This is a genomic window from Photobacterium leiognathi, from assembly GCF_030685535.1.
In the GTDB taxonomy this organism is placed as follows: Bacteria; Pseudomonadota; Gammaproteobacteria; order Enterobacterales; family Vibrionaceae; genus Photobacterium; species Photobacterium leiognathi.
The window spans coordinates 1,227,594-1,240,948 of the sequence record NZ_CP131601.1 but is presented as its reverse complement, the minus strand read 5'-3'; the positions used below and the strand labels follow the sequence as shown (position 1 = coordinate 1,240,948).

Genomic DNA, 13,355 nt, shown 5'->3' with positions numbered 1-13,355 from the left:
TAGAGAAGCAGTATTGCTATGAAATATAAGCGTATCCTCTCTCAAAGCCACGTGGTTTTGAAAGAGTTTTATGTCGACCATCACTTAATTGTAAAATTATCTAATGTCCAAGGCGATGTTCATATTAACGGTCATGCTATTGAATTAAAAAATAATAGTACGTTTGTAGTGCCAAAGTTTAGTCATATTTCATGTTCTATTAACCAACTTAATAGCCAAGAAAACATTGAACTACAATTGTTAATGATCGATGAAGAGTCAATCACTGAAGCATTCAAATATATCAGTGCATTGAAGCAACCAACATTCCCGACAGCCAGTTGTTCACCAGTGTACACAATTGAAACACCTGATGTAGTAGAGCAAAACTTTGCCCTATTTAATAAGTTGTTGCCTTCAATTTGTGGCTCCACAATGGAAAAAACACTATTAAACCAGTGTTTAACCTTTATCTTAATGGCACTCAATGAAGCAGGTATCGATGTATTTAATGTTTACCGCTTTAACTATGATGAGCCAAAAGAGCGCACGATTGCTCGTTTAATTACGCAAGATCCTCAGCGCAAGTGGAGTGTTGATGATATGGCTAAAGCATTATTTACGACCCAATCCACATTGCGTCGCCATTTAGCCAAAGAAGGTGTTTCATTTAGCCAGTTGTTACTTGATGTCCGTATGGGACTTGCATTGAATTACCTAACGTTCTCCAACTATTCTATTTCTCAAATAGGTAATCGTTCAGGCTTTGGTAGTGCCGCTTATTTTTGTGATGCATTTAAGCGTAAATACGGTATTACCCCATCACAATTTAGAACGACATCTCGTAGAGAGAATGATGTGAATACTGATGGTAATTTTACCTATAAGCCAAATGTGCAAATTACACAATCTTGCTGTTAATTAATAAGTTTCACATACACAAAACCTCGCCATACTATCGCGAGGTTTTTTTATATCTGATAGAGGCGAATTCCAGATATAAAAAAGCCTCGTTTTTCAACGAGGCTCTTCAATTCTTAATATTTTAAGATTAAGCAGCAGCTTTTAGACTTGCTTGCTCTTTCTTCAATTCACCGATTGGTAGAATTGTACGACCGTACTCAGCGTTTAGTACCTGTGCCATAGCAAAGTAAATTGCGCTTGCGCCACAGAAGATACCTTCGATACCAGCGATGAAACCAATAGTTGCATTACCTGTGAAATCACGCGCTGCTAATAGGAAGAATAGGATCGTTAGTGAACCGAATACTACTTGCTTAGCACGTGGGTAGCGTAGTGAACCTACGAACATAAATGCAGTGAATACACCCCAAAGTGCTAGGTACCAGCCCATGAAGTGTGCAGGGCTTGCAGCAAAGCCCATCTTAGGCATTGCAATTAGACCAACAAGCGTTAGCCAAAACAGACCGTAAGAAGTAAATGCTGTTGTACCGAACGTGTCACCACGCTTAAAGCACATCATGCCTACAAGAACTTGACCTAAACCACCGTAGAAAATACCCATAGCAAGGATCATTGAATCTAATGGAAAGAATCCAGCGTTATGAATGTTTAAAAGAACGGTAGTCATACCGAAACCCATCAAGCCAAGTGGCGCTGGGTTAGCTAATTTCGTAGACATCTAATTTCCCTGCAGGAGTAATTCAACAAAAGTGATAAAGATTAAAATGTGGTTGCATGCGAAATGCGCGGCGAATTCTAATCAATGCAGCGAGCCAGATCAACGTAAAAACGACAAAAACAGCAACAAAATAAAAAATCTTTGGAAAGAATTCGATTTTGTAAAGATTACAGATAATAACAAGGACCGAAATTTGTTAGGAAACGTAAAAATATGAATAACTATTGCGTATTAACCATTTAATCAACCAATAAAGCACTTAAGCCATTGATTAAAATAAAATCAAAAAAGTCATACAAATAAAAATTCATGTTACAATCACTTCTTTTTTACGCATGCACGTCAATATTAAGCAGAGAAAAAGTGGATATTTGTAAGATAAATTGTAATTTTTTTTGTTTTTAGCCTTTAAAATAGCTATCTAAACCACTTTTATGCCTAAAAGCGATTAAATTGCAAAATGTGCAAAAAACGAACACCCTACTCCAACTAAATTTACTCAATATACAGCTCATCTGTATCACGATGACAATGGCATACCTGCTGTAAAATATTGATCAAACGTAACTGAGTTAACGGCAATGGATTTCCCTTTATGGCATGACTGCGCAATGCATCATCAGCCACTATCTCAAATAAGGTATTACATAACCCAAACTCAGATAATGTTGGTAGATTGAGTTTTTCAATCGCGTCCACCACCCAATCAATCCCCTGCTCAATATCTGCAATATCGTCACCCGTAAGCAAAGTTGCCACTTTACGATAACGGCTTAGTACGTCATTACGCCCGACCTCTAGCGCCACATTGATATTTTCTCTCATTACATAAGGAGACAACCTTGCGGTAATTAAACCATGAGGTGCTTTTAAACGACCGGAAAGCGCAGATGCTAAACCATGTGCCGCACCAAGTTTTGCATTAGTTCGAGCCATTCCACCCAGCATTGCCGCAAATGCCATGTCACTTCGTGATAGTAAGTGATCATCTAAACACGCAGTAAATAATGCACCACTGACTCTGCGTATTCCCTCTTCACAGATCATGTCAGTTAACGGATTAGGCTCTCCACAAACATAGGCTTCAATTAAATGAGTTAACGCATCTAAACCACAGTAGCCTGAAATAATTGGATCCATACCATAGCTTAATGTGGGATCAATAATCGCGAGATCGGGAAACAACTCTAAACTACTCAAATTCACTTTAACTTGCTCTTGCGCAGATTGAAGAACGGCACTTTTACTCACTTCTGCACCAGTACCTGCGGTGGTCGGTATTGCAATCATGGGTAAAGGCTTAACTTGAAGCGGTACGTTTCGACCAACGACATCAACATAGTCATAGACACAGCCTTGATTGGGGATCATCGCAGCCAATGATTTCGCCACATCAATCACGCTACCACCACCAATACCGATGATCATATCAGGACGAAATTTCCGCCCCATCACAGCAAGTTCTTCTACAGTTGCGATTAATGGCTCACCCAAAATAGCAACACGCTGATAACGCATGTTCTGTTGCTTAAAATAGGTTTCTAATGGCTTTGAACGTTCATCATCACGACCTGTCACCAACAAGACGCAATAACCAAATTGATTCAAAAGAGACAATGACTCCTGCAACGCCCCTTCACCAAAAACAATTCTCGTTGATGTCATAAATTGAAACATACAGCCCTTCCCTATATTGCGATTATTTAAGCAATCAGAAACTTAGCGCTAAAAAGCAAATTTTATTAACAAAATAATTAATTTAATCCCACCGTTGCAAACTTACGTTATCTAGTAACTTCATCTAGGTATTGACCTAAAACAAGCTTTTCCTGTTATCAAATATAGCTTTTTCCATAATACGTACCAGCTCACAAAATACACACATTTATCTCATTGATATATGTAATAAAAGTAACTTTTTACTTACACGAAACTTTAACATTGCTGCACTAATCTGCTGCCAATCAAGAGGCACAGAAGCCCGAATTACATTATTTCTAGGGGAATAAAAAATGAAAAAAGCAGTATTGGCATCAGCAATTTTAGCGTCACTCGTAGCAGGTACAGCGAATGCAGCAACTGTTTACGAAGATGATAGTAAATCACTAAGTATTGGCGGCCGAGCTGAAGCACGTTTTAATATTTCAGACGCAAACAAAGGTGATGATGGTACTGGTAACGCGTTTAAAGATAAAAGCCGTGCGCGTATCAACCTAAAAGGTAAAGCGAAAATTACTGATGACGTAACAGCTTTCGGTAAATATGAAGCTGAAATTTCAGACAGCAGCGATACTACAGTTAAGAGCCGCTACGTATATGCTGGTTTCGATACTCAAGCGGGCGCTTTCTCTTACGGTAAGCAAGATTCTGCGCAAGTAATGCTAACAGACTACACTGATATCCTTGCTACATTTGGTGGCGACGGTGTTGACCTTGTTGATGGCAACAAAGATAAGCGTGAAAATAACTTCTTATACGCAGGTGAGTTTAACAACTTCACCGTTGCTGCAAACTACATTGCTGAAAACAACGATGCAGAAAAAGATTCAGATAGCTACGGTATTGCAGCCCAATACGCATTCCCATTTGGTCTATCGTTAGGTGCAGGTTATGTTAATGGTCAAGACGGTACTGACGTTGACGCAAACCAGTATAACCTAGCAGCAAGCTACGAGTTCAATAACTTCTACGCTGGTGCTACTTATGCAAGCGGTGAAAAAGGTAACACCGATCTAACAGGTTACGAGCTTGCAACTGCATTTAAGATGGATAAGTTCATTGCTCAAGCTGCATACAACTTTAAGCAATCAGAAGAAGCTGGCGTTAAAACAGATGATGTAGATTACTTCGTATTAGAAGGTATCTACAAATTCAATAAAAACCTACGCACATACGCAGGTTACCTATTTAACCAAATTGATGGTGAAGATGACGAACTACAAGTAGGTATTCGCTACGACTTCTAATCATCGATATTGAAATACGCTAAAAAGCCAAGCTGTTACGCTTGGCTTTTTTATTTTTCGCTATCACTGTCTTTCATCGATTTTATCTATTGCTCTAACAGGTAAAACCCTCTTTCTCTATTTATAAACTCACGCTATAGTACAACCATAATTTTGCAGGAGAGATTTTATGTTCGTAGTAATTTTTGGTCGCCCAGGTTGCCCATTCTGTGTACGTGCTAAGGAATTAGCAGAAAAGATTAAAGCTGAACGTGATGATTTTAATTTCCGTTACGTTGATATTCATGCTGAAGGTATCAGCAAAGCTGATCTAGAAAAAACCGTTGGTAAACCTGTTGAAACAGTACCTCAGATCTTCGTTGACCAAGAGCATATTGGTGGTTGTACTGAATTTGAAGCGTACTCAAAAGAACATAACCTACTGTTCCAATAAGCAAGACTTATCTTTTAAAAGGCCGACATTGTTCGGCCTTTTTTATTTTTGCCTTTCAGTTATCACGTTTACTCAACCTAAATGAACAGTATTTTTAACGTATAGTAACCTGTTTTATCAGCTGTTCTCTTTTAAAAAATAAAAGACATTAAATCAGAAGATATTAACGCTAGTTTTCAATGTTTTTTTGGAATATGCGCTATAACCATTAGAAAAAATCAGCTAGAATTTGACTACTTTTACTACCACTTTATTGTCGGAAATTCTGTTGTGAACATTGATGTAGCAGCGCTTCTACACCAAAACGATATTTTATTACTCTTTGTTGTACTTGCCGTTGGTTTAAGTATTGGCAAATTACGCTTTGCAAAGATGAGCTTAGGTAATTCAATTGGCGTTTTAGTTACCGCACTTTTGTTCGGTAATGCTGGATTTACCTTTGATACAGATGCACTAAATATCGGCTTTATGCTGTTTATCTTCTGTGTAGGTATTGAGGCTAGCCCAAACTTTTTCGGTATCTTCTTTCGGGACGGTAAACACTACCTATTACTAGCGCTTGTTGTTCTACTATCTTCAATCGCTATTACCATGACTATGGCACATTATCTTCATATGGATATTGGCTTAGCTACGGGTTTAATGGCGGGTTCATTAACAGCAACACCTGTGCTTGTGGGTGCAAAAGATGCATTAAACACAGGGCTTTCTGGTATTAGCGATCCCACTATTATTAAGCAATTAACAGAGAGCTTAAGTGTTGGTTACGCGATGTCTTACTTGGTTGGTCTTGTTAGCTTGATCTTTCTCGCTAAATTAATGCCGACACTACAAAAGCAAAACCTTGCGGAATCATCACAACAGATCGCCCGTGAACGTGGTATCGGTGAAGTTGCACAACGTAAAGTTTACCTACCAATTATCCGTGCTTACCGTGTCGGTCCAGAGCTAATTAACTGGATTGATGGACGCAATCTACGTGAATTGGGTATCTACCGCCAAACAGGTTGCTACATTGAGCGTGTTCGTCGTAACGGTATCTTAGCGAACCCTGACGGTGATGCGATTTTACAAGAAGGCGATGAGATAGCATTAGTGGGCTATCCTGATAGCCATGCGCGTCTTGACCCAAGTTTCCGTAACGGTAAAGAAGTATTCGACCGCGACTTACTTGATCTTCGTGTTATTGAAGAAGAAATCGTGGTGAAAAACGACAGTATTGCAGGTAAACGCTTATCAGAGCTTAACCTGTCTGAATACGGCTGTTTCCTAAACCGTGTAGTTCGTGCACAGATCGAAATGCCGATGGATCACAATATCTTGCTAAACAAAGGGGATATTCTGCAAGTCAGTGGTGAAAAGAGTCGTGTGCATGGTCTCGCTGAGCGCATTGGTTTCATCTCGATCCACAGTCAAATTGCCGATCTATTAGCATTCTGTTGTTTCTTTATTATTGGCTTGCTACTGGGTTTGATCACCATGAAGTTTGGTCATATTGCCTTTGGTTTAGGTAGTGCGGCTGGCCTTCTTATTGCAGGTATTACACTTGGTTTCTTACGTGCTAACCACCCTACTTTCGGTTATGTTCCGCAAGGAGCACTGAATATGACCAAGGATCTTGGTTTGATGGTCTTTATGGTAGGAATTGGTTTAAGTGCAGGTTCGAATCTATTTGCATCCATTGAACACATAGGTTTAACCGTATTTGTCACCAGTTTAATGGTAAGTATTATTCCTGTTGTACTTGCGTATCTATTCGGTGCTTATGTACTGAAAATGAACCGTGCATTATTGTTTGGTGCCATCATTGGTGCGCGTACCTGTGCGCCAGCAATGGATATGATTAACGCTCACGCACGTAGTACGATCCCAGCATTAGGTTACGCAGGTACTTATGCTATTGCTAACGTATTACTTACCATTGCAGGTACATTGATTATCATATTGAAGTGATCTTGAATCATTAACCCTGTCAAAATTATAGGGGCTGGTAAATGAGTTATCTCATGAGTCAGCCCCTATTCAGTCAAGATACCTACACTAACCCTCATAGCGTTAATTTGTTATTAATTACCCCTTAGGATTGATAACTCAAAGCAGCTTAATACATCGCTCACTTTTCTGCTTTAGCGCACTAATTTCAATTTATGGTAACGATAAATAATGCGAATAATGGCAATATTTCGTACCATATATACTTATAAATACAAATAGTTACCTTGGGTGTTTTAATTTATGCGAATTCTTATTGTCGAAGACGATGCCATCCTTAGCCATCACTTAAAGTCTCAGCTCAGTGAATTAGGCAACCAAGTTCAGTGTGCAAATACTGCAGAAGAAGGCCTATTTTTTGCGGAAAACTACCCTAATGACATCGCAATTGTCGATATTGGCTTGCCTGATCGTGATGGTATTAGCTTAATCAAAGACATGCGTAAAAAAGGTCTTCGCCTACCCATCCTTATTCTTACTGCACGTTCTAACTGGCAAGACAAAGTCACAGGCCTTGAAGCAGGTGCTGACGATTATCTCGTGAAACCTTTCCAAAAAGAAGAAATGGTGGCACGTTTAAGTGCACTTGTGCGCCGCAGTGCAGGTTTTGTAAAACCAGAAATGACAGCTGGCGATATTCGTGTCGATTTATTAGCAAAGCAAGTTTATGTTCAAGAAAGCTTACTTGAGCTTACCGCTTTTGAATACGACCTATTAGAGTACTTAATGCGCCACAGTCGCCAAGTTGTATCGAAGCAACGTCTATTAGATGTGTTGTATGAAGATCAAGAAGGTGATCCAAATACGATTGAAGTGATGATCAGTCGTCTACGTAAGAAATTCACCAAAACAGGTCAAGATAACCCTATTTCAACCATTCGTGGTCAGGGCTATATCTTTGAACTGAGTGCCCAATGAAGCAGTTTATACAACCTCGTTTAAGACGCCGGGTATTAATCACCTCGGTTGCTATTATTGCTTTAGTCACATCCGCATTAGCTGCTGTGATTAATAAACTTTATTCCCAAAGTTACATGGCGTCTTATTCTTCTGAGCTTGTTGCGCAAATGCCAATGGTCGTTGCGCAGCTTAACAGAGCAGGTTTGATCAAAGATGTTGACAAATGGATTGATTCTCTTGATCCATCCGATACAGACTACATTGCAGTTGTTTGTGATCAGGCAGATAACACTACGTGGCTCTCCCATGAAGCAGATAAAGCAAATCTAAAAAATGTCTGCCGTTATCTTCCAGAAGAGATCCCGACCCCCACACTTATCAAGATGGGCGGTGATAAAGGTTATATTGCCTATAACCTTAGCCGCGATCGTGAAAATGGTAATATTTACCAACTCGTAGTATTGCGCTCAGCCGATTCTTACGAAAAAGCACTCGCTAAACTTCACCAACGTACAGCATTCTATCTAGGCTTGTTTGTGCTTATTGCTGTCGCATTTCTGATCGCCGCTTTCCATTGGGGTTTCCAACCTCTACGTAAACTGGCAGCGCAACTAGATCAAATGGCTGAAGCAAAGCGTGATAATTTGGATAACGATTATCCAATGGAGCTGCAAGAAGTGACTAAAGCTGTTAACCGCTTAAGCCGTATTAGTCACGATCAAAAAGGTCGATACCGTCATGCAATGGACGATTTAGCCCATAGTTTAAAAACTCGCCTCGCAGCAACCAATGCCTTATTAGATGATAAAACTCTAGAACGTCACGAATTAAATCAGCGCATTATGGAGCAAATCAGCCAAATGGATGATTTGGTTCAATATCAATTAAAACGTGCAATGGTCGGTCAGCAAGGATTACAAAAGAGTAATTCTAAATTAATGCCAGTAGTAACTAGCCTTAATCACATGCTGAGTAAAATCTATGCTGATAAACAAGCAAAGCTTCATTGTAATTTTAGCGATGATGTTATGCTGCCACTGAACAAAGATGACTTAATGGAGCTGTTCGGCAACATGCTCGAAAACTCATTTCGTTTTTGTATTAGCCAAGTGCGTATCAGTGTTGAAGATACTGACTCTTATATCACGATCAAGATTGAAGATGATGGCCCAGGTGTAAAACCTGATATGCGAGAAGCTATCTTTCAGCGTGGCGTTCGCTCTGATCAACTTAATCCGGGACAAGGCATCGGGTTATCTGTTTGCCATGAGATTGTAGATAGCTACCAAGGTAAGATTTATGTTGAAGAATCAGAATTAGAAGGTGCTTCATTTGTCATTAACTTACCGAAGCTCAATGACTAACTTTAATATTAAAAATTTGTTACAACTTCCAAGTTTCTATATACTAGCATGAAACGCCAATAATTTGACACGCTTTAATAGACATCTTCTCTATTATCGTCAAAATTGTCACTGATGATTATTTTTCATTGTATATAGATGCAAGAAAAGGATTAATTAAATGCAGTGCGAGAAGTGTGCAAGTTTTGATACCTCAAGGATAAAACGTAAGTTATGGCATCGGCTTTATATACGAAGAATTCATATTTGTAACCAGTGTGGTTGGCTACATAAAGAGAAGAAATCTTCCTAAGTTACTTTCTTTTGATACAAAAAAACCGCCTCAACTTAGGCGGTTTTTTTATTGCAGAATTAATTAGATGTCTTGTACATCAAAATTAACTTCTGGGTTTACGTCAGCATCGTAATCAACTGATTCAATGCCAAAACCAAACAGTTTTAAAAACTCATCTTTGTATTGTTGGTAATCAGCAACATCAAATAAGTTTTCATTTGTTACGTTCGGCCATAAATCGCGACAGTGCTGTTGAATATCTTCACGTAGTTCCCAGTCATCTAGACGTAGACGGTTTTCACCATCCACTTCTGCTGCTGTACCGTCTGCTTTAAATAGACGTTCATTGAACATACGTAGAATTTGCTGCATACAACCTTCGTGTACACCTTCTTCACGCATCTTCTTAAATACCATTGCGATGTACAGTGGCATTACCGGAATCGCAGCACTTGCTTGTGTTACCACACTCTTAAGTACCGCAACATTTGCTGAGCCGCCAGTTTTCGCTAGCTTCTCGTTTAGTTCTTTCGCTGCACGATCAAGATCCATCTTCGCTTGACCTAGCGCACCGTGCCAGTAGATCGGCCATGTGATTTCAGTACCAATATAGCTGTAAGCCACAGTCTTACAACCATCAGCTAATACGCCTGCATCTGATAGCGCATCAATCCAAAGTTCCCAGTCTTGACCGCCCATTACTGTTACTGTGTCAGCAACTTCTTGCTCTGTAGCTGGTTCAATGCTTGCTTCGATCAATACGTCTTTATTAGTATCTACTGCTGTTGCCGTGTACGTTTCGCCCATTGGTTTTAGGCATGAACGAACAACTTCACCAGTTTCAGGTAATTTACGCACTGGTGACGCTAATGAGTAGATAACCATATCAACTTGACCAAGATCTTCTTTGATCAAATCAATCGTTTTTTGTTTTGCTTCGTTAGAGAAAGCATCACCATTCAAGCTTTTTGAGTAAAGACCTTCTTCTTTCGCAAACTTGTCAAATGCTGCTGAGTTATACCAACCTGCAGTACCTGGCTTTTTCTCTGTACCTGGCTTTTCAAAGAACACACCAATAGTTGCAGCACCGCCACCAAATGCAGCTGCAATGCGTGACGATAGGCCGTAACCACTTGATGAACCAACAACAAGTACACGCTTAGGTGCGTTTGCAATTGGGCCTTGTGCTTTAGTGTAAGCAATCTGCTCTTTTACGTTCTCTTCACAACCCACTGGGTGCGTTGTTGTACAAATAAATCCACGAGTTTTAGGTTTGATGATCATCTTCAACTTCCCTTACATAGTTGTCGATAGGATAAAAGGTTAGCGTCCAATGCGCATTAAATTTATGACATAAAACGGTAAAAAACGCAGTGGTTGGAGGTGTTATAAGAAATTTTGGTCAAAAAAAGTGCCACGTTAAACGTGGCACACGGGAGATTCCAGGTTTATATATCATTAACTAAGCTACCTAAGCTGCCTTCCCTGGTTGTATGCTAGCTTTTTTAAATTGGTCTGCACAAAAGTGATCAACTTGAATCGCCTTCTGCCTTAGCTGTTCAGCATTTTCTATTTTTTTCACATCCTCTTCTGTGATAACTCCCGCATCCAATGCAACTTGTAACTTATCTGTTAATGAAGCTTTGCGTGGGATCTCACCTCTACGTGTCGCTTTCATTAGTTTGCGCTCTAAAGGTTTGATCTCATGCATAGCTAGAAATGCACGCTCCATAATTGCCACAGGATCATCGGCTTTATCGCCAACATAACAAAGGTGAGTTAATCGCTCTCGATGAGCGCCTGGTGACATTAATAATGCTGATATTTTGATCGCTATATCATCTGTAGGTGCATGATAATGAATACCTAATGGGAAATTCAGTGTACGTAATAAACGCCCAACACCTTTGCGCGGAAAATTATTAAATACATCATTAAATGCGATTCCACATTGGTGCAAACAGTGCTCTACCCCATATTTCACCATAGGTAAATCCTGCTGTTGACGTCCTTCGTCTTCGTAACGTTTTAATACCGCAGACGCTAAATATAAATGGCTCAGTACATCACCTAAACGGGCAGATACAAGCTCACGGCGTTTCAGTTCACCACCTAAACTCAACATAGCAAAATCAGCACTCACGGCTAAAGCTTTAGCCATCCGAGATAGGTGTCGGTAATAAACTGCGGTTTCACCACTAACGGGTGTGCGATTGAAACAAGATCCAGAAAAAGCGTTCAATAATGATTTACTGACATTGCCCACTGCAAAACTGATATGTTTCGCCAACAGGCGATCAAACTCTTCTGCTCCTTGTTTTGCATCAGGATTGGCTGCAGCTTCCATTTCATCTAGTACATAAGGATGACAACGAGTGGCACCTTGCCCGAAAATCATTAAGTTTCGTGTAAGAATATTCGCCCCTTCCACGGTGATCGCAACAGGCATACCGAAATAGTGATGGCCGAGGTAATTCATTGGACCAAGCTGAATCGCACGCCCAGCATGTACATCCATCGAATCATTTAGAATCGTTCGTGCCATTTCTGTCATATGATATTTGGCAATTGCAGTCACAATTCCCGGTGTTTGTTCCATATCTAGTGAGGTTGTTGTTAATGTACGTGACGCTTCAAGCATATAAGTAAAGCCACCAATACGTCCTAACGCTTGTGCAACACCTTCAAAATTACCAATTGAAGTACCGAACTGTTTACGAACGACGGCATATGCGCCAGTCGTTTTCGCGGTTAAATGACCAATCGCCGTGCCTAATGCAGGCAATGAAATACCACGCCCTGCTGATAGACACTCCACCAGCATACGCCAACCTTTACCCGCATACTCTTGACCACCAATCAGCCAATCCATCGGAATAAAGACATCTTTACCTCGGATTGGGCCATTCATAAAACCCATATTCAATGGATCATGACGTTCACCAATTTCTACCCCCGGATGATCAGCGGGAATTAAAGCACAGGTGATCCCAAGTTCTTGTTTATCGCCTATCAGACCATCAGGATCTTTCATCTTAAACGCAAGCCCTAACACTGAAGCGACGGGCGCTAACGTGATATAGCGCTTATTCCATGTTAAACGCAGTCCTAATACTTGCTCACCTTGATAGTCGCCATAACAAACAATGCCTTCATCAGGAATACCACCAGCATCCGAGCCAGCATCTGGTCCCGTTAACGCAAAACAAGGAATATCCTTACCTTGTGCTAAACGAGGCAGCCAATAGTCTTTTTGTTGCTGAGTGCCGTAATGAGTTAATAATTCACCCGGCCCTAATGAGTTAGGTACCATGACACACACCGCAGCGCTTAAACTGCGTGTGGCGATTTTAGCAACGATGGTTGAGTTGGCATGTGCTGAAAAATCTAATCCGCCATATTCTTTACCTATGATCAGTGAAAAGAACTTTTCATCACGGAGGTATTGCCACACTTCAGGCGGTAAATCTTTATCTTCTTGTACGATTTGGTAGTCGTTCAACATGGCGAGCAAAACTTCAAGTTTGGTATCTATAAAAGTTTGCTCTTCATCGGTCAGTTTAGGTTTTGGATAGTTAAGCAGCGTGCTCCAATTAGGTTGACCGCTAAATAGCTCGCCATCCCACCATACACTCCCAGCTTCCATTGCTTCTCGCTCGGTGTCAGAAAGTGGTGGTAACACTTTCTTAAACATCTTAAAGGCGGGATCGCTGAGATAACGTTTTCGCATCGCTGATAGAGTGCTCATAATTCTGATCCTTTTGTTTCTTTTATATTTATCGTTTTTAGTTCATGTAGGTATACG

At 40.2% G+C, this 13,355-nt stretch carries 10 protein-coding genes; 6 read left to right on the top strand and 4 right to left on the bottom strand.

What is annotated here, in order from left to right:
* The first annotated feature begins 18 nt into the window (after positions 1-18).
* Positions 19-900 (top strand): helix-turn-helix transcriptional regulator, encoded by an 882-nt coding sequence (locus Q7674_RS12850; RefSeq protein ID WP_045063011.1) that lies wholly within the window; start codon positions 19-21, stop codon positions 898-900.
* A gap of 130 nt (positions 901-1,030) precedes the next feature.
* Here the strand turns inward: Q7674_RS12850 and Q7674_RS12845 are convergent, their stop codons facing one another.
* Positions 1,031-1,621, bottom strand: coding sequence for an acetate uptake transporter (locus Q7674_RS12845; protein WP_008986746.1), 591 nt, complete (start codon positions 1,619-1,621; stop codon positions 1,031-1,033).
* A gap of 495 nt (positions 1,622-2,116) precedes the next feature.
* Positions 2,117-3,298 carry an iron-containing alcohol dehydrogenase gene (locus Q7674_RS12840; RefSeq protein WP_045063010.1) on the bottom strand — a complete coding sequence of 394 codons (1,182 nt, stop codon included), beginning with the start codon at positions 3,296-3,298 and terminating at the stop codon, positions 2,117-2,119.
* A 335-nt stretch (positions 3,299-3,633) separates the two neighbouring features.
* Between Q7674_RS12840 and Q7674_RS12835 the strand changes: the two genes are divergently transcribed.
* The 5 genes from Q7674_RS12835 (at position 3,634) to Q7674_RS12815 (ending at position 9,276) form a co-directional block, all read left to right on the top strand.
* Entirely contained in the window at positions 3,634-4,587 is a 954-nt protein-coding gene (locus Q7674_RS12835) for a porin (protein WP_008986744.1), read from the top strand.
* A gap of 169 nt (positions 4,588-4,756) precedes the next feature.
* Positions 4,757-5,020, top strand: coding sequence for a GrxA family glutaredoxin (locus tag Q7674_RS12830; RefSeq protein WP_008986743.1), 264 nt, complete (start codon positions 4,757-4,759; stop codon positions 5,018-5,020).
* Positions 5,021-5,290: 270 nt separating this feature from the next.
* A complete protein-coding gene (locus Q7674_RS12825; protein WP_305423919.1) occupies positions 5,291-6,973 on the top strand; it encodes an aspartate:alanine antiporter in 1,683 nt (560 codons plus the stop codon).
* Positions 6,974-7,255: 282 nt separating this feature from the next.
* Positions 7,256-7,930 carry a response regulator gene (locus Q7674_RS12820; RefSeq protein WP_008986741.1) on the top strand — a complete coding sequence of 225 codons (675 nt, stop codon included), beginning with the start codon at positions 7,256-7,258 and terminating at the stop codon, positions 7,928-7,930.
* The gene (locus Q7674_RS12815) at positions 7,927-9,276 is read left to right on the top strand and encodes an ATP-binding protein (protein ID WP_008986740.1); all 1,350 of its coding nucleotides are present in this window, start codon (positions 7,927-7,929) and stop codon (positions 9,274-9,276) included. Before Q7674_RS12820 ends, Q7674_RS12815 begins: the two co-directional genes overlap by 4 nt.
* A gap of 355 nt (positions 9,277-9,631) precedes the next feature.
* Here Q7674_RS12815 and fabV read toward each other — a convergent pair whose 3' ends face one another.
* Together fabV and Q7674_RS12805 are read right to left on the bottom strand one after the other, a co-directional pair.
* The gene (gene fabV / locus Q7674_RS12810) at positions 9,632-10,834 is read right to left on the bottom strand and encodes an enoyl-ACP reductase FabV (RefSeq protein WP_023932771.1); all 1,203 of its coding nucleotides are present in this window, start codon (positions 10,832-10,834) and stop codon (positions 9,632-9,634) included.
* Between the two features lie 187 nt (positions 10,835-11,021).
* Positions 11,022-13,298: an acyl-CoA dehydrogenase gene (locus Q7674_RS12805; RefSeq protein ID WP_107229568.1), complete on the bottom strand. Its 2,277-nt coding sequence runs from the start codon at positions 13,296-13,298 to the stop codon at positions 11,022-11,024.
* Between the last annotated feature and the right edge of the window lie 57 nt (positions 13,299-13,355).